The organism is Brakhagea slesvicensis (genome assembly GCF_052161625.1).
In the GTDB taxonomy this organism is placed as follows: domain Bacteria; phylum Planctomycetota; class Planctomycetia; order Pirellulales; family Pirellulaceae; genus JBKCUI01.
This window is the reverse complement of sequence record NZ_CP197412.1, coordinates 3,388,545-3,406,351: the sequence shown is the minus strand read 5'-3', so window position 1 is coordinate 3,406,351 and position 17,807 is coordinate 3,388,545. Positions and strand designations below refer to the sequence as shown.

Sequence of the window (17,807 nt, the reverse complement as noted above, 5' to 3'; positions counted from 1 at the left end):
AAGTGGATGCAATACCCTTTACCGCGCCCGCAAGGTTAATCTTGGCCACAAATTGGCTCGACCGGACAGCACATCGCTTCTCTGGCTGCCAGGATTTCATGTGCTGCCCAACCGCGAAGGTTCGCAGGCAATAAATAGCGGGGGCCGCTCAACGCGGACTGGTTGATTCCCAAAAAGTCATCGGTTGCCAGTCCAAGCTGCAGCGCCCACGGCCTCGAGAAATCCTCCCAGAGGATGGTTTCGGGATCCGGAGTTGAGACGGCGGCGATCCAAAGCTTTGCCTGCGGCATTGGATCCAGACGAAGTAAATCCCGGGGTTTTGGACAGCAGACCCATTCCAAATCGTGAAGATTGTCCGCGCGCCGCAACTCTTCCTTGAGCTCCCTTTCCAACTCCAACGTCGGAGTCGCAATGACGATCGGGCCTTGGAATCCTAAATGGTCCGATAAAGTCGCCAGCGTCCAGCCGGTAACCGGGTCGACCCAATCCCCTGCGATTTGCGCAGCAGGGGTGAGAATAAACGAACGCATACACATGCGAGGATGGGGGACTTTGAAATGGGGCGTCCAGATCCGCATATCGTCATGCAACAAGATATCGATATCGATTCGCCTCGCCTCCCAGCGTTGCAATCGATGCCGGCCCAACTGCGTTTCGATCACCTTGATCGCGTCCCACACCGTCCAAACATCATGATCGGATCGCAGGGCCAGAACGCAATTGATGAAATCGCCTTGGCCGGCTGGCCCCCCAACCGGCGGTGTGCGAAAGAGACTTGAGAAATGAAGATCGCCGCCCGGAAAGGCTTCCCGAAGCAACTGCTGCGCGTAAGAAATGGTCTCAGCTACATTTCCTAGGTTCGCTCCCAAACTGATGAGTGTTCGAGGCATATCACTGCATTTTCAAGGCGGATTCGATGGTGTCCAGATACCAGTGCACCACCATTTCACTGGGTTGGAGCACCTTCCCCTTATTATAAGAGGCTGCAGCTGGTCCCGCCTTAGGGCAGTCCTTTCGAACGTAAACAAAATAGGTCGGAGGGTTGGTTTGGCCGTCGTCTCGGAAATGAAGTTTGTATATGTGGGAATTGTCCACCGCGTACTCCGCGTTCATCCCCAGATATGTCCACTTGGCCGGCGTCTTGCGATTGCGGATCTCCCGAAACACAGGCTCTTGCTCGAATTTCTGCTTCGCCAAATCGACCGGCGATGGCTGTGATTCCTTGAGTGTCGTCGGTGGAAGTGCGACGACATCCGCGGGAACTCCCTGCAACATCAACGCTTTGTAAGGCTCGTTGGTAGACAAATAGGTCAGGTAATCTTCAGCCAAACTTCGCGCGTACTGCAAATCGTAATTCGTCTCCATCGACCGCCGAAACACCCCCCAGGAACCGGTCGTCGTCGCGATGGCGATCGCGATGAACGCCAGCAATTTCGAGAGTCCGCTCAATTGGTATTTGGGGGCAATCTGCAACACGACGCACCCGACAATTGCGGCAATGATCGCAATTGGCAAGAAATGGATGTAGAGAACGGAGAAAGATCCCACGACCGCTAGAACCAACGCGACCAACGAAAGCCCCGAGAAATTCTTCGCATCGACGATCTCTTCGGTTTCAGCGTGGAGGTAGGTCTCGGTCATGTTGTTTTATCAAGAAAAAGGAAATCGGAGGAGATGTCGCGGGAGACGCTGGGTTGAACCCTTAAATTTATCGAGGATCCGCTCTTCGGTGCAGTCCTAAGTATCGCTGTCCTTTAAGATAGAAACAGCCGCTGGCCATTACGCCCCTCCCTCCTGCATGGTTCACCCACCGAGAAATCCGATGACAACCCGACAGCCTCATCCCTCTACCCCATCCCGTCTCCGCCCCCCTTTCCGGTTGCCAACTCGTTCCTTGACCGCACTGGCGATTGCGTTGCTCGCCGCTTCTCCTGGGCTTGGGCAAATCGCTTCGACGGCGAAATCGATCGACGGGTTTTCGTTTCAAATCGCCGACGGCTGGGAATTGGAGAAGATCGCAATCCCGGAATTGGTGAAATGGCCCATCGCCGCCACTTGGGACCCATCCGGAAATCTCGTCATTGCAGAATCCGCAGGGGTGAAACAATCGGTCCAGGAGCAATTGCAGTCCCTCCCTCATCGTTTGGTTCGATTGATCGACGAGAATCGTGACGGCACCTACGACAAACGACAAATCGTCGCCGAACAGCTTGCTTTTCCCGAAGGGGTCCTCTGTTTGGGAAACGACATTCTCGTTTCTGCCCCCCCTCAAATCTGGCGCCTGATCGACTCCGATGGAGACGGGGTCTGCGAACGACGCGAAGTTTGGCACGATGGCAAGACGCTCACCGGATGCGCCAACGACCTGCACGGACCCTTCGTCGGCCCGGAGGGCTGGATTTACTGGTGCAAAGCCGCGTTTGCCGAACAATCCTTCCCCATCGCGGGCCCCTTCCCCGCCAAAAGTACCGCCTCGCACTTGTACAGGCGACAAATCGATGCACCGAAGTCAGATCGCATCATGACCGGTGGCATGGACAACTTGGTCGATATCGCCTTCGATGATCTTGGCGACAAGTTTTTCGTTTCAACCTTTTTGCACCATCCCGGCAACGGGCTTCGCGATGGGATCGGCCACGCGGTTTATGGTGCTGTATTCGGAAAGGACCATGCGGTCCTGCGCGGACATCCGAGAACCGGGCCCCTCATGAAACCCTTGGTAGAACTGGGCCCCGCAGCCCCCGCTGGCCTCCTCGCGGTGACCGACGACTGGAGCGACGAGTTGCCACCCTACGCGAAGGCTCGCAACACAACGGCAACCGCTTCACGCGATGCCTCCCTCGCTAATCTCCCCCCTACAACCTTGATCGCCGCTCAATTCAATCTCCAGCGAATATCCATGCACCGATTGATTCGAGACGGTGCGTCGTATCGATCCAAAGATGCCGATCTTCTTGTTTGCGACCAACTCGATTTCCATCCAGTCGATGTTCTTCAAGACGTCGACGGGAGTTTGATCGTGATCGACACTGGAGGCTGGTACGACCTCTGCTGCCCCAGCTCCGGAACAGAAGAAAGAGTGGCGACGGGAGGTATCTACCGACTTCGCCATGTCCGAACCTCTCGGAACTACCATGACCGATGGTCTCAGGTGCAGCAACGTGTTCAAGAAGGTCGATGGCGTGAACTGCTTCGAGATCCACAGCGACGGGTCCGCGAACTGGGTACCGAGCATTGGCTGAATGCTGGGTTCGATGCGGCGGTCGATTCATCGGAGCATGCCGAGCTGCAATGGCTCCACGATCTCATGAACGATCCCAGAGAACCGATCGCTCACCGTGCCTCGGCCTTTTGGGCTCTTGCGAAATGGATCGAACGCTTTCAAAAAACCGAACAGGCCCCGGGTTTCGTCATTCGAGCGCTCGCGAAGGAAGCGGATCCGCTTTGCGAATCAGCCCTCCACCTTGCTTCCACTTATCGATGGCCCGAGATCGCTCCTCGATTGCGAGAACTAGCTCGCAGCCTCGGTAGCCCGATGGTTCGTCGATTGGCAGCGGAAGCCCTAGGGCGGATCGGCGACGCCGAAAGCCTCCCATCCCTGTTCGATTCTTGGTCGGTCGCAGATAGCGTCCAGACGGATACCGGCGCAGGTTCCCCATCGGATTCAGGACAGGATCGCATGCTCGAACATGCGATCCTGTTCGCGATACTGGAAATTGCCCAAGGGGACGAGCAAAGAACCAATGGTGTCGAAGTACTCCGATCGGTATGGTCCGATCCTATGTCGAGCCCCTCGCTCCAATTCGCAGCGTTGCACGTTCTTCGAGAACGTGGGCTCGAACCGGGAGACGCGATCGATCCAGCCCTCGCCGAACGATTGATTGCCTCCATCGATTCCCCCCATGAACGCTTGGCACAAACCGCGCAAGAAATCCTTGCATCGAATAGCGAACTGATGGCGGTATTCATCAAGCGATTGAACTCCATGTCCGAATCGCAGTTGCAGGAATCTAGCCCTGCTATCCTTCGTGTCCTTTCCAAGGCCTACACCCAACCATTGGTTCTCTCCTGGGTCCAGCAACGGGTGCTTCATGCCGATCAGCTCACCCCCTGGCGCATCGGCTTGTTCGAGAAACTGCTTGCCCAATATCGCAATCAGTCTTTGCCTGCGGAATGGGCTGATGGGTTGGCCAAGTGGGTTCAGACCGATTCGGAAATGTCCACCCGACTCCTGACGCTGCTGCAAGCGGTGAAAGTCCCCGCAGCCAGCGAGAAGCTCGTCCAAGCCCTCCACACTCGATTGAGCGAAACGGATTTGCCCGGCTCTGCCCTGGCGATCGGCGCGATGCCTGAAGGTGCTGCTGACGTCCCCGACGCGCTCCAGCAAGCCATCGTGAACGGTGCGATCCAACCCGAAAATGGAGACCAGCAACTCGTCTGGAATGCGATTTCCAAGTTGGAGTTGAACGAAGCTTCGTGGAAGGTCCTGGCTCGCTCGCTTCCCTCCCTTCCCCCAGCTGCGTTTTCGAAAGGCCTAGAGAAGCTTGCGACCAGTCGCGCCTCCCATTCACCCGAAGTGGGAATGGAGTTGCTCCGGTCGATGGAAACCATACCCACGACCAAGACACTTGCTCGCGAATCGGTTGAAAAGTGGTTTGCAGGGCACCCTGCCTCCACCCGAGAGAAACTGCGGGACTCGCTCGATAGGCTTTTCGCCCCGCCGCTGGAAATCCAGTCCACCATCGATGCCGCCCTCACCTCCCTCCCCAAAGGGGAAGCGCATCGAGGACAGGACGTCTACCGCAGCAGCAAAGCAGCTTGCAGCGCGTGCCATCGGATTGGCTATGTCGGTGGAAATATCGGACCGGAGTTAACGCGAATCGGTCGGTCGCGCACGCAGCGAGACTTGATGGAGTCCATTCTCTTCCCTAGCCATAGGATCGCACAAGGATTCGCGTCTGCGAACATTTTGACGTCGGACGAAGAAGTCATCTCCGGGCTCGTTGCCTACGAAGACGATCGACGGATCGAACTCATCGTGTCGGCCGACAAGCGTGTATCGATCGATAAGTCTGCCATTGAAAAGCGATCCGCCAGCGCGGTATCACTGATGCCAGCTGGGATCGATAAACTACTTTCCCCTCAAGAACTCGCCGACTTGCTCGCGTTCCTCGAGCAATCTCGCTAGGAAGGGATCGGATTGAAGACAGTACTCATCGCCGCCAATCCCAAATCAGGCAACACCGACCGACTGGAATTGGTCGAGGCGTTGGCGCATCACCTCACGGTCGACGGGTATCGTGCCGAGATTGTAAGCGAGCTTGAAAAACTACAGGGTAGAATTCAATGCTTGCACGCCGACGGAGATCTCGAATCTGTCGTTGCGGCGGGAGGGGATGGAACGGTCAGCGCCGTAGCGACCCGAACGCCGACCGAAACGCCCATCGCGATCCTTCCACTCGGTTCCGAAAACTTGCTGGCGCAATACTACGGTATCCCTCGCAACCCCTCGCACTGCGCCAAAGCGATCGCGAAGCGGGATCTTCGCATTCTGGATGCGATGGACACGCAAGGTACAATCTCGCTCCTGATGGCTTCGGTAGGATTTGATGCCGAAGTTGTTCGGCGAGTCCATCAACATCGAAGGTCCCATATCACGCGTTGGGCCTACCGTTACCAAGCTTGGTACACCTGGTGGACCTACCGTTGGCCCACGCTGAACGTTTCGATTTCACAATCCATTGGCGATGGATTCGAGACGAACTCCACGACCTATCCATCGCAATGGTGTTTCGTTTTCAACGTTCCGCGTTACGCTGCGGGGCTCTCGATCATCGAGCGCTCCGATCCTTCGGATGGCAAGCTCGATGTAGGGCTTTTTGAGACGAGCGGGCCGATTCGTGGGTTGATGCAGTTTTGGGATGTCCTACGTGGACGACATATGCGACGCCCCGATTGGCGTCATCTTTCCGCCTGCGAGATCGATATTCGTCTTGCACCTGGAACGCGTGGGGAAGCCGGGGCTCAGCTCGACGGAGATTGGGCAGGACCTCTCCCTATTCGCATCCGCATTTCGCCGCAACGCGTTCGACTGATCGTTTAGTCGCGAGGTCGCAAATCGAACACGGCTCCCGGTGAATCGTAACCCGGTACTCGATCCGCACGCGAGGTGGCCGTCGGAATCGACGGTTGATTCGTCCAGCTTCTTGATACAATAAATCTTCAACAGCGGATGCTGTGGGAGTTCATTCCAGACTACCTTGAAGGAAAAAACATGAAAACGATTCGTTGGATGTGCTTGTTGGGCTGCTTGGGAATTGCAGGCTGTGGCGCACAACAGCCCCCCAACACGGGTGAGACCGTTGCCAGCTTGTTGGCCAAAGCAGACGCATTGGACGGCCAAGTCGACAAGGTGGTCCACCGCTGTTATGTCTGCAATCTGGGGATGGACGGTAAGGAAAAGCTGGCGGTGAAACATGCCGGTTACACGGCTCACCTTTGTAGCGAAGGTTGCAAACAGGAGTTCGCTTCCAACGCCGATTCGATCATCGCTCAAACGACGGTCCCAGCAAAATAGCGTTGGAGATTCCAGTTCGATTCGTGCGTTGAATTCGCACGCCAGCAGCATCATGCCGTATCCGAATCGAATAGGTTGTTGGTACGTCTGCATCGGCTTCGCTCTGCTAGCCTGCACGTCCCGAACCCTTGCACAAGAAGAAGCGTCTGACAAGGTGCTTCGTTTTCGCGGTACGGCGATGGGTATGGCGTATCAGTGCCAAATTGCAGATTCGATCGATCCATCCCTTCTCGAAGCTCTCCACCGAGAATCCGCTGCGGAGCTTGAACGGCTGGAATCCATCTTTTCGCTTTACCGTCCCGATTCGGCTCTATCCCGTTGGAACGCCAACTCCTCGACCGATTGGGTGACAGTTCCTCTCGAAGTCCCCGAGCTTCTGGATTTCGCATTGCTGCTGCACCGTAAAACGTCCGGCAAGTTCGATCCGACGGTCGCCCCCTTGATGCGAGTGTGGCAAGTCGGCTCACTTGCTCGAGATTGGCGTCCTCCTACCCAAGCAGAGATAGATTCCGCCAAGGAGCTTGTAGGAATCTCTCGATTAGAATGGCGCGCCTCGCCACCGCAACTTCGCAAGAAGCACCCGGGGGTGGAACTCGATCTGAATGCACTGGTCGAAGGCCTGGCGCTCCACAACCTAGCGAAGATCTTTGACCAACGCGGCGTTTCGAACTACCTGTTGCACCTGGGAGGCGAATTCCTTGCTCGAGGTACCCTCCCCATGCGTGGCGATTGGACCGTTTCATTGGAAGATGCGGGGAGTTCTTCGTACAGCTATGCATCCAACGATTGGAAATTTGCGGTTTCACTCCGCCAGCAATCCATTAGCACCTCAGGGAGCTATCGCATTGGAAAAGAATATGGCGGCGTTCGCCACTCTCACTTCATCGACCCGGAAACAGGGGAAACCGTTCAGAACCGGAACTGGAGTGTGAGTGTGGTGTCGGAGGACGCGTTGGAGGCAGACGGATGGGCGACCGCCCTGATGTTGTTAGAGCCAGAGCAAGCGATTCGGTTGGCTGATGAACGCAACTTGATAGCGTGCATCGCCACACAGGACGGATGGCGGTTTTCACAAGCCGCTCTCCGACAGTCCACTTTCCAATCTCAAGGCGAGTTTGCAATTCAGTCCGAGCGAATGTCCCCACAAAATACTGCGCCGAACGTTTGGCGATGGCTTCAATCTGTTTGGCTTCTCTGCCTGGGCGTTCTCTTGGCTGCTAAACTATGGCGTGTCCTACGCGGCGCATGCCCCTAATCCTCTTGTGAACAGGTTCCTTCCTCATGGTTCGTCAGCGCGTCCTGCTCCTCTCAGTCCTGCTGTTCCTATCAGCCCTCCTGTTCGATGCTGGCATTATTCTGGCAAAGGATCTCATCGCGAACGAATCGCTTGCAGGACCCCGTCGTGATGCATCGTTGTTGGTCGAAGCAGAAAGTTTTCATACCTACGGAGGATGGGGACTCGACACGCAGTTTATCCGCAACATGGGCTCACCCTATCTCATTGCCCACGGCTTAGGGAAGCCTGTCGAGGATGCAGTCACTACGGTGGAATTGCCGGCAACCGGTACGTATCACGTCTTTGCGCGCACGAAAGATTGGGTGGCTCGATGGAAGGCACCGGGAAGCCCAGGTCGCTTTCAAATCCACGTGAATGGCAAACCGCTCCCCAACGACCTTGGTACCGAGGGAGCCGAGTGGCATTGGCAGAAAGCCGGATCCGTGGAGATTGCAACGACACGCGTCGAACTCCGATTGAAAGATCTCATGGGATTCGATGGCAGATGCGATGCGATTTATTTCAGCCAGAGCGATACTCCGCCGTCCAACAGCAATGACATCCTCCCAGCTTGGCGCAAGGAAATGCTGGGGCTGCCCGCACAAACAGAACCTCGGGGAGGCTACGACTTGGTCGTCGTCGGAGGTGGTTACGCGGGGATGGGAGCCGCGATCTCGGCAGCGAGGATGGGATGCAAAGTGGCGCTCATTCAAGACCGCCCAGTGCTCGGCGGCAACGGCTCGAGCGAGATTCGCGTTTGGGCGATGGGGCTGATTCGCCGGGGAAAATATCCTCGCATTGGCGAAATCGTAGAAGAGTTTTCCGACAAAGCAAAGAAGTCCCCGGGGACGTTCGAGGAATTCGAAGATTCCAAGAAAGAGGCTTTGGTGCGAGCCGAGAAGAACATCGATCTGTTCCTCGAACACCATGCCCACCAAGTCAAGATGGAAGGAAAACGAATCGAATCCGTCACCGCCTTTGAAGTTCGAACGAGTCGCGAACGAGAATTTCGGGGGAAATTATTCGTCGACGCCACCGGGCACGGAACGCTGGGAGCGTTAGCGGAGGCCGATTGGAATCTGGAAGAAAAAGGGCGGATGGGAATGAGCAACATGTGGGCTTGGGATGAAGCGACCGCGCCCATGCAGTTCCCCAAGACTCCTTGGGCGTTGCCGCTCGAAATGAAAGATTTTCCCTATCCGGTCGATCATCATGGGCAATGGTTTTGGGAAAGCGGTTTCGACAAAGATCCCTTGGGGGATGCAGAAGCGATTCGCGACTGGAATCTGCGAGCCGTTTTCGGGGCCTTCAACGCCATGAAAAATGGGGATGGAGCTGCCAAGCATCCGACGGCATTTTTGACTTGGGTCGCTTACATCGGCGGACCGCGAGAATCTCGCCAACTTTATGGCGACGTGATTCTCACCCAGGACGATATTGTTTCGAAAAAGGAGTTTCCCGATGGCTGCGTTCCCAGCACTTGGAGCATCGACCTCCACTATCCCAAAAAACAATTCGCCCAAAAATTCCCCGACAATCCGTTCATCTCGATCGCTGAGCATGATCGGCGCATCGACCGCAATTTCGGCTACCCCATACCCTATCGATGCTTCTACTCACGCAACATCGAAAACATGTTCATGGCAGGGCGTTGCATCAGCGTGACCCACGAAGCGTTGGGGACCGTGCGGGTAATGAAAACGTGCGGAATGATGGGTGAGGTGGTCGGTAAAGCGGCTTCGATCTGCGTTCAGAACGACTGTCTCCCCTACGCAGTCTACGAGCGTTACTGGAAACAAATGGACGAGCTTCTACAGCTTCCCGGCAAAGCCTTCCGCGAAAACGTGAATGCATCGTTCACGATCCCCGCCGATTCCCTGCCCTTAGCCAGCGAGTATGGTCCCATGACTGGAATCGATCCAGCTTCTCTTCCAGGAATCGTCATCGACAATCGCGAGGCAAAGACCAGTGGCAAATGGACCAGTGGCGAAGGCCTTAAAGGATATATCGCCCACGACTACGTCTATGCGGGCTCCGACTCCGGTGCATCCATTCGTTATGAGTGGACCGCGGATCGCGATGGCGAGTTTCTTGTTCGGATCGCCTACCAACCGCACGAGAACCGCGGACCTCGCGTACCAGTTCTCATCGAAACGCCTTCCAAGACCGAAACGGCGCGAGTGGATATGCGAAAGCCTCCTCGCGAGGACGGCTGGGAACAGGTGGGGCAAGTCCGATTGCGAGCGGGTGAAACGCTCACGGTAACCTTGTCGACAGACCAATCGGGTGGGTTTGTCCATGCCGATGCGATTCAGATTCTTCCAACTCCTTGATCGAGTCGTACAGCGGTGAATCCGAGATTGACTAAACGATCTACTCCTTGGAAGAAGCAGTATGGAGTGCAGGGTTTCCGAGTCGCCTTGTTCATTGCGATCCTGGCACTTTTTCACGCCATTGCCGGGACTGCGAGGAAGGCTTCCCGTTTCGATTCCGATGTGGATCAATTGGCGATGGGAATGCTCCAGCTTTACCCCCAGGGTGCAGTACGGGACACCCTTACCGACCAAGGAAAGTGGCTCGTTCGCGATGCAGAAGGTGAACCGCTTGGTCAAATCATCCAAACGGCGCCCGAAAGCAATTCCGCCATTGGATTCTCAGGTTCTACTAATCTGCTCATCGCTTTTGACGCATTCGACGTCGTTCTCGATATTCGAATCGCAAGCAGCGATGACACACGCGACCACGTTGCGTTGATTCGACAGAGCGAGACCTTTCTCAAAAAATGGATCGGAAAAGATCGCTCCGAATTGATCCAAGCCTCGCAAGTTCTTCCTGTCGCGGGTGCCACCTTGACCAGCACCGCGATCCTTCAAGGAATGCAGAAGCGACTCGGATCGAAAACCGTCTTGTCCAAATTCTCCCCCACCCTTTCTCTTGAAAGCGCCCAAGCCCTGATCCCGGACTGCGATCGAGTCGATCGAGACGAGTCCTTTCACAGTCTTTGGATCGCCAGGGATAGCCGAGGCCGCGTATTGGGATGGATTCTGCGAACAAGTCCTACCGCTGACAATTTGATTGGTTACCAAGGGCCAACGGACACACAGATCGCATTTGCCCCGGATGGCAAGGTGATCGGGATTCACATCGGAGAGAGTTTCGATAACGAACCCTACGTCGGTTATGTGCGACAAGATGCTTGGTTTGCAGATATATGGACCAAGTACTCCTGGCCGGGGATCAGCGAAATCGATCTGAGGCAGGAAGGAATCGAGGGTGTGTCGGGAGCGACGATGACCAGCATGTGCATCGCAGAAGGGCTCATCGCGACGGCCAAGGCATTGCATGATGTGAAAGAATCGGAGCGAGTGAATCGATTCCGATGGAATGCTGCGATTCAACAACATGGAGGAACCGTTGCGATCGTGCTGTTCGGAACGTGGTTCGCATTGAGCTCTTGGAGAAACCATCCGTGGTTGCGTCCGCTCCTACAGGTCGCAGTCGTGGGATATCTCGGGCTATTCCAGGGGGATCTTTTGTCCATCGCGATGTGGGTGGGCTGGGCAAAGCATGGGGTTCCGTGGGCAAATAGCCTTGGTTTGGTAATCCTTACCATCGCGGCAGTATTCGTACCTATGGCGACGAAACACAATGTCTATTGTTCCCATGTTTGTCCCTATGGAGCAGTCCAACAAATGCTGCCGCGGCGATGGCGCATCAAGACGCCGCACGCTTGGTGGCTCAGCGGTCTGTTGCGAGCGATTCGTCCGTTGCTGTTTGGTTGGGTCTTCTGCGTAGGCATTCTATCGGTCCCGGGAAATTTAGCGGACATTGAACCCTTTGATGCGTTTCTGTGGCGAGTCGTAGCGATTCCAAGCCTCCTTGTTGCGATCCTCGGGATACTCCTCTCTCTTGCCATTCCGATGGGATATTGCAAACATGCTTGCGTGACGGGTAGTGTCATCAACTACCTGCGACCGGGGACTCACAAAACTTTTTTTATGCGGTCCGACCAATTTGCCCTCGGTTTCTTCCTGCTGGGGCTCGCCATTTATTGGATCGCCTGATTCCGACTTGACTCCCAATTTACCGATTCTCTATAGATTGCCAGGATCATGAGAGTTGCTGTATTGTTACCGAATTGGGTTGGGGACACCTGCATGGCGACGCCGACGTTGCGAGCGCTAGCGAAGTTGCCATCGTTGGAGGAATTGGTTTTAGTGGGAAAGCCAGGACCTCTCTCGGTTCTAGAGGGCCTTCCTTATGCGGAAAATCAAATCGCCTATAGACCTCGGTCTCGATCCCCCGAGTTGATGTCACGTCGCGGGGTGGCTGCAGAGCTGCGACGGCGGCATCTCGATGCGATGGTGTTGCTTCCCAATTCCTTGTCCACCGGATTGATTGCATGGTTGTCCGGTATCCCAAGACGAATCGGATATGCCAAAAACGGCCGCGGGATCCTGTTGACCGACGCCATCCCGATTCGCTCTAGCGTCAACTGGTCTCGGCAGCCTGCGATCGACTACTACCTCCACTTGGCCGAGCAGTTAGGGGCAGATCCCTCGAATCGCCAAATGGAATTAGCGGTTCGAGAAACCGATCGCATCGAAGCGGAAAGGTTACTGGATCAAGTTGGATTCGATCGCACTCGCAAATTGATCTTGATCAACAACGCCTCCGGGAGTTCACCAGCTCGACTTTGGCCCAAAGAATACGCAGTAGAGCTGGCAAAACGTCTGGCGGAGGCGGGGCATCAAGTCCTCTTTCATGCAGGTCCTGCGGATAGGAAGGACTCGCTCGCCTACGCGACGGCCGCGAAGCATGCCTCGGTACAAAGCATGGGCGTCGCCGAGCATCTCCCGCTCGGACTTTCACGCGGGCTCATCTCGACAGCGGACTTGCTCGTGACCACCGATAGCGGACCTCGCCACATCGGCGTTGCCCTCAATAAACAGGTGATGACGTTGTTTGGTCCGACCGATATGGACCTCACCCGAACGTACAACATCCCTGAAATCGCGATGGAAACTCAGCAAACCTGCCGACCATGCGGTAAAGACGTCTGTCCTCTCCAGCATCACAAATGCCTGCGGGATCTCGGACCAGAAGCCTTGGTCAAAGGCATTTCCACCTTGCTAACGGGCTCCTCTTTGTCGCGCCAACCATCGTCAACAACTTCCGCCGCCTAGCGGGCAGGCTCGGCCGCTTCCATCCTCAGGCGATCGGACAGCCCTGATCGTACTCAGCATCACGGTACCCGTACTCGGTACCCGTACTCGAGCCTCTACGTCCCTCCGAGTACGAGAACGTTCCTGACTTCCCTTTGCGAGCTCTGCGCCTTGGCGAGCCCCCTTCTTCGTACATCCGAATCTCTCGCGAAGGCGCAACGACGCAACGTTTGAAATCCAGCGATTTGCGCCTTAACGTGCACTCGGTTCCCAATCTGAGAACGACAACCATCACGGAGCGGCCGCCAAATAAGCCACCATGTAAAGCGCCGCCGACCGAAAACTTCGGCGCATGGTTTTGTTCTGGCTTTTTTCGTGCTCGTGCTCCTGCTCAGTGAAGCGGTGCTCGTGCTCGATCGATTAGAACGGAAGGACAACTGCGAGAATAAAGTACAACCGACTCGCGTTAGGAGTCGGATGATTTCGCGCTCGAGGATTTTGTACCGGAATCGGCTTTGGAACCCTCCGATTTCGAACCACTTGATCCACTCGAGGAATCGGAACTCGAGCTCTTGGAATCCGAGGCAGCGGATTTCTTGTAGGAATCGCTTCGGTAATCGGTCTGGTAGAAACCGGATCCTTTGAACATCACCGCCCCTCCGGTTCCGATGAGCCGGCGAAGTTTCTTCTTCTTGCACTCGGGGCACGTCTTCTCAGGTTCAGCGGAAATCGATTGGTAGAGTTCGAATTTGTGTTGGCACGCGTCGCATTCGTAATCGTAAGTTGGCATGTTCGAATCTCCTTAACTGGCAGCACCCGTGGAAACGATAACCATGCTCGGTCGGATGACCCGATCGTGAAGCATGTAACCGACGGAGGTCTCCATCATCACCAACCCGGCAGCGTATTGCGTACTGGGTTGCTGTGCGATGGCTTGGTGGACGTTTGGATCGAAAGGTTTCCCCAAGGCTTGGATGGGCCTGCAGTGATGCTTCTCGAGAACTCCTGTCAACTGCTGCAAAACCAAACGTACTCCCTCGACCAAACCGCCGGTTTCTCCCGACTTCACCGAGGCCTCGGACGCGCGGTGAAGATTATCGACGACATCGAGCATGTCCCGCACCAGATCCCCAGCCGCGTATTTAAGCTGTTGCTCCGTATCACGCAGCAATCGCTTGCGAAAGTTCTCGAGTTCGGCCTGCGCCTTCAGTTCACGATCTCGGTACTGTGCAACTTGTTGTTCCAATAGGTCCACGATCTGTTCTGGAGTTTCCGCCCCATCTCCGTCCATTTGCTCGACCACCGAGTCGAGGGCTTCATCTCGCATTGGATTATCTGATTGATTGTTCGCTGTCATGGTCGTGTCGTGAGTTATTTGGTCTTAGTCGTTTCAGAGTTCGGTGCAGTGAAGTATTCCATGATTCGATCCATGAAACCTTTCCGCTCCGGGGTAATTTCCTTTTCCTCTAGTTCGGCCAGCTCTCGCAGTAGCTCCTGCTGCCTTTTCGAAAGCTTCTTTGGGACTTCGATGATCGTCTCGACGAGCAAATCCCCCTTCGCACCCGAATGGGGATCGGGCATTCCGAGTCCGCGCAGTCGATACACTGTCCCGCTCTTGGTCCCCGCTTGGATTTCCAGCGATCGTTTGCCATCGAGTGTTGGAACATCTAAGCTCGTTCCCAACGCCGCTTGGCAATAAGAAATGGGAAGCTGAATGATCAAATTATGTTCGTCTCGATGAAAGATCGAGTGCTGCTTCAAGTGAATAAAGCAATACGCATCTCCCCGCGGTCCACCATCTGGACTGGGTTGCCCTTCACCAGGCAACCTCACTCGCATGCCATCGTCCACTCCCGCTGGAATCTTGACCTCCAGCTTGACCTCCGTTGGCTTTAAGCCTTGTCCATCGCACGTCTTGCACGGTTTGCTGATGGTCTTCCCGCTGCCGCGGCAAATCGGGCAAGTGGTTTGGACTCGCAAAATCCCTGTCGACTGAACGACCTGCCCTCGCCCTTGGCAGCGACGGCACATCTCAGGTTGCGAACCAACCTCTGCACCCGAGCCCGAGCACGTTTCGCAAGCGATGTGACGTGTCAGAGACACGGTCTTGGTCACACCGCGGGCGGCTTCTTCTAGTTCCAACACCACGTCGCATCGAAGGTCTGCACCTTTCCGCACACGCGATCGGGACCGTCCACCACCAAAGAAGTCTTCGAAGATCGTACCACCGAAAACATCTCCAAAGGCCTCGAAGATGTCTCCGACGTCGCGGAAACCTCCACCGCTCCCATCGACGCCCGCGTGCCCGTATTGGTCATATCGCGCGCGCTTCTGCTCGTCGCTCAAGACCTCGTAGGCTTCGGCCGCCTCCTTGAACTTGTGGATGGCGTCTTCGTTCCCCTGATTGGAATCAGGATGATATCGAAGCGCAAGCTTTCGATAGGCCTTCGCTATTTCATCCTGGGCCGCACCTTTCGGAACGCCCAGAACCTCGTAGTAATCCCGTTTGCCAGACACTGTACAACTCTTCCCGCGGCGAAATTCTCGCGACTATCGAGAACCGGACATAAAAAAGGGCCATTCGCAAACCGCGCATTGCGATTGCGAATGACCGCTTGGCTTCGGGACGCAAAGTCCCCAGGGCCTGCATGTCGCATGCAAGCCCCTGGATCGATCGGATAGATCCCTAGAACCGAAAAACGGTGCTAGTTGATCGAGCCTTCAACCCTACGCTTCTTTTTGTCTTCCTTGTCGTAGGTGGTTACCAACGCTTCGGTCGTTAGAAGCAGACCGGAGATGCTCGCCGCATTGGCAAGCGCCGTTCGGACCACCTTCACAGGATCGATAATCCCCGACTTGAGCATGTCCACATACTCACCCTTGTTCGCGTCGTAACCGTGGGTCAAAGGCTTTTGGCTGACTTCGTCGGCAACCACGCTCCCGTCGATACCCGCATTGTCAGCGATTTGACGGAGTGGAGCTTCCAAAGCGCGGAGAATGATGCCTGCACCCGTTCGCTCGTCATCCTTCAGGCTGTCAACGACGGCCTTCACCGCTTCGCGGCAGCGAATCAACGCAACTCCACCACCTGGGAGAATGCCTTCTTCGACTGCAGCTCGCGTCGCGTGCAAAGCGTCTTCAACACGAGCCTTCTTTTGCTTCATGTCCGCTTCGGTTTCGGCGCCAACGCTGATAACGGCAACGCCGCCAGCCAGCTTCGCCAGTCGCTCTTGGAACTTTTCCTTGTCGTACTCGCTGTCGGTTTGATCGATTTGAGCTCGGATCTGAGATACGCGTTGATCGATGGACTTGCGATCCCCGCCACCTTCGACGATGGTCGTGTTGTTCTTATCGACAACGACCTTCTTCGCGCGACCGAGATGCTCCAACGAGATCTTCTCCAATTGAATACCCAAATCGTCACTGATGAAGGTACCACCGGTGAGGACCGCAATATCTCCCAACATCGCCTTGCGGCGATCGCCGAACCCAGGTGCCTTGACGGCACAAACATTCAACGTGCCACGCAGTTTGTTCACAACCAACAACGTCAATGCTTCTGCATCCACGTCTTCTGCGACGATCAAGAGCGGTTGGCCCGAAGCGCTGGCTTTTTCCAACACTGGAACCAAATCTCGAATGTTGCTGATCTTCTTTTCATAAAGGAGAATCAGGGCATTGTCGAACGTGCAGCTCATGTCGGCTGGCGTATTGATGAAGTAAGGGGATACAAAGCCCTTGTCGAACTGCATCCCGTCGACATATTCCACGGTTGTCTGAGCAGTCTTGCCTTCTTCAACGGTGATCACACCGTCCTTGCCAACTCGCTCCAGCGCCTCGGCGAGAAGTGAACCGATGGACATATCGTTGTTCGCAGAGATAGCTCCAACGTTCGCGACTTCGTCTCGGTTGCTGACGGGCTTGGCCATCTCCTGCAGCTTTTCCGAAGCCGCTTCCACGGCCTTGTCGATTCCTCGGCGGATCGCAGAGGGATTGCTCCCTGCTGCAATGTTGCGGAGACCTTCTTTGAAAATGGCGCGAGCGAGAACGGTTGCTGTCGTCGTCCCGTCTCCTGCCAAATCGCTGGTCTTTTGAGCGACTTCGACCACGAGCTTCGCGCCCATGTTTTCGAAGCGATCCTCAAGTTCGATTTCCTTGGCTACCGTCACACCATCTTTGGTAACGGTCGGACCGCCGAAGCTCTTATCGATAATCACGTTGCGGCCGGTAGGGCCCATCGTGACGGCGACCGCGTCTGCCAGCTTCTCAACCCCTTGCAACATTCTCGCACGGGCTTGATCGTCAAATAGTAATTGCTTTGCCACGCTTAGTTAATCCTTGTCGTAGGTTTGATGCGATGATTGAAAAAAACGAAGCGTCGCCTTACGCGAGCTTGGCAAGAACATCGCTCTCGCGAAGGATCTTGTACTCAACACCATCTACTTCTACTTCGCTTCCGCCGTACTTGCCGAAGATCACTTCGTCTCCAACGGAAACACTCAAAGCGGCTCGCACACCGTTGTCCAGCAATTTGCCAGGCCCAACTGCGACGACCTTTCCACGCTGTGGCTTTTCCTTCGCAGAATCCGGTAGAACAATGCCCCCTGCGGTGGTCTCTTCTGCTTCCATCGGTTGAACAACGACACGGTCATCGAGCGGACGGAGGTTAACTTTTGCCATGTTGATTTACCCTTGTATTGAATTGTGTTGATATTTTTTGAAATGCGTCGCAATCGATCGGTGACGCGACGCTTGATGCTATCCATTCATCGAGGCAGCTCAGGCCAGC

At 55.5% G+C, this 17,807-nt stretch carries 14 protein-coding genes; 7 read left to right on the top strand and 7 right to left on the bottom strand.

Features of this window, described 5'->3' with window-relative positions; all coding sequences use genetic code 11:
• Window positions 1-35 precede the first annotated feature (35 nt).
• Together folK and SH467x_RS12885 are read right to left on the bottom strand one after the other, a co-directional pair.
• Window positions 36-890 (bottom strand): 2-amino-4-hydroxy-6-hydroxymethyldihydropteridine diphosphokinase, encoded by an 855-nt coding sequence (gene folK, locus SH467x_RS12890; RefSeq protein WP_482367520.1) that lies wholly within the window; start codon window positions 888-890, stop codon window positions 36-38.
• Between the two features lies 1 nt (window position 891).
• Entirely contained in the window at window positions 892-1,641 is a 750-nt protein-coding gene (locus SH467x_RS12885; RefSeq protein WP_482367519.1) for a hypothetical protein, read from the bottom strand.
• Between the two features lie 181 nt (window positions 1,642-1,822).
• On the opposite strand from SH467x_RS12885, the gene SH467x_RS12880 reads away from it, so the two are divergent.
• From SH467x_RS12880 to waaF, 7 genes are all read left to right on the top strand, one after another.
• Window positions 1,823-5,188, top strand: coding sequence for a DUF7133 domain-containing protein (locus SH467x_RS12880; RefSeq protein WP_482367518.1), 3,366 nt, complete (start codon window positions 1,823-1,825; stop codon window positions 5,186-5,188).
• Between the two features lie 12 nt (window positions 5,189-5,200).
• Window positions 5,201-6,103, top strand: a complete 903-nt coding sequence (locus tag SH467x_RS12875; RefSeq protein WP_482367517.1) for a diacylglycerol/lipid kinase family protein — start codon at window positions 5,201-5,203, stop codon at window positions 6,101-6,103.
• A gap of 171 nt (window positions 6,104-6,274) precedes the next feature.
• A complete protein-coding gene (locus tag SH467x_RS12870; RefSeq protein ID WP_482367516.1) occupies window positions 6,275-6,577 on the top strand; it encodes a hypothetical protein in 303 nt (100 codons plus the stop codon).
• 52 nt (window positions 6,578-6,629) lie between these two features.
• A complete protein-coding gene (locus SH467x_RS12865) occupies window positions 6,630-7,832 on the top strand; it encodes an FAD:protein FMN transferase (RefSeq protein WP_482367515.1) in 1,203 nt (400 codons plus the stop codon).
• A gap of 26 nt (window positions 7,833-7,858) precedes the next feature.
• Window positions 7,859-10,186, top strand: coding sequence for an FAD-dependent oxidoreductase (locus SH467x_RS12860; protein ID WP_482367514.1), 2,328 nt, complete (start codon window positions 7,859-7,861; stop codon window positions 10,184-10,186).
• A 27-nt stretch (window positions 10,187-10,213) separates the two neighbouring features.
• Window positions 10,214-11,917 carry an FMN-binding protein gene (locus SH467x_RS12855; RefSeq protein ID WP_482367513.1) on the top strand — a complete coding sequence of 568 codons (1,704 nt, stop codon included), beginning with the start codon at window positions 10,214-10,216 and terminating at the stop codon, window positions 11,915-11,917.
• A gap of 48 nt (window positions 11,918-11,965) precedes the next feature.
• On the top strand, window positions 11,966-13,039 hold the full coding sequence (waaF, locus tag SH467x_RS12850) for a lipopolysaccharide heptosyltransferase II (RefSeq protein ID WP_482367512.1): 1,074 nt from the start codon (window positions 11,966-11,968) through the stop codon (window positions 13,037-13,039).
• Window positions 13,040-13,484: 445 nt separating this feature from the next.
• Here waaF and SH467x_RS12845 read toward each other — a convergent pair whose 3' ends face one another.
• From SH467x_RS12845 to groES, 5 genes are all read right to left on the bottom strand, one after another.
• A complete protein-coding gene (locus tag SH467x_RS12845; RefSeq protein ID WP_482367511.1) occupies window positions 13,485-13,808 on the bottom strand; it encodes an FmdB family zinc ribbon protein in 324 nt (107 codons plus the stop codon).
• Window positions 13,809-13,820: 12 nt separating this feature from the next.
• Window positions 13,821-14,375 (bottom strand): nucleotide exchange factor GrpE, encoded by a 555-nt coding sequence (gene grpE / locus SH467x_RS12840; protein ID WP_482367510.1) that lies wholly within the window; start codon window positions 14,373-14,375, stop codon window positions 13,821-13,823.
• Between the two features lie 14 nt (window positions 14,376-14,389).
• Window positions 14,390-15,535: a molecular chaperone DnaJ gene (gene dnaJ / locus SH467x_RS12835; RefSeq protein WP_482367509.1), complete on the bottom strand. Its 1,146-nt coding sequence runs from the start codon at window positions 15,533-15,535 to the stop codon at window positions 14,390-14,392.
• Window positions 15,536-15,723: 188 nt separating this feature from the next.
• Window positions 15,724-17,343: a chaperonin GroEL gene (gene groL, locus SH467x_RS12830; protein ID WP_482367508.1), complete on the bottom strand. Its 1,620-nt coding sequence runs from the start codon at window positions 17,341-17,343 to the stop codon at window positions 15,724-15,726.
• Between the two features lie 58 nt (window positions 17,344-17,401).
• Window positions 17,402-17,698, bottom strand: coding sequence for a co-chaperone GroES (groES, locus tag SH467x_RS12825; protein WP_482367507.1), 297 nt, complete (start codon window positions 17,696-17,698; stop codon window positions 17,402-17,404).
• Window positions 17,699-17,807 lie beyond the last annotated feature (109 nt).

Coding starts and splice junctions, on each gene's coding strand:
- folK (WP_482367520.1), bottom strand. CDS start 890: ATGCCTCGAACACTCATCAGTTTGGGAGCGAACCTAGGAAATGTAGCT.
- SH467x_RS12885 (WP_482367519.1), bottom strand. CDS start 1,641: ATGACCGAGACCTACCTCCACGCTGAAACCGAAGAGATCGTCGATGCG.
- SH467x_RS12880 (WP_482367518.1), top strand. CDS start 1,823: ATGACAACCCGACAGCCTCATCCCTCTACCCCATCCCGTCTCCGCCCC.
- SH467x_RS12870 (WP_482367516.1), top strand. CDS start 6,275: ATGAAAACGATTCGTTGGATGTGCTTGTTGGGCTGCTTGGGAATTGCA.
- SH467x_RS12865 (WP_482367515.1), top strand. CDS start 6,630: ATGCCGTATCCGAATCGAATAGGTTGTTGGTACGTCTGCATCGGCTTC.
- SH467x_RS12860 (WP_482367514.1), top strand. CDS start 7,859: ATGGTTCGTCAGCGCGTCCTGCTCCTCTCAGTCCTGCTGTTCCTATCA.
- waaF (WP_482367512.1), top strand. CDS start 11,966: ATGAGAGTTGCTGTATTGTTACCGAATTGGGTTGGGGACACCTGCATG.
- SH467x_RS12845 (WP_482367511.1), bottom strand. CDS start 13,808: ATGCCAACTTACGATTACGAATGCGACGCGTGCCAACACAAATTCGAA.
- grpE (WP_482367510.1), bottom strand. CDS start 14,375: ATGACAGCGAACAATCAATCAGATAATCCAATGCGAGATGAAGCCCTC.
- groES (WP_482367507.1), bottom strand. CDS start 17,698: ATGGCAAAAGTTAACCTCCGTCCGCTCGATGACCGTGTCGTTGTTCAA.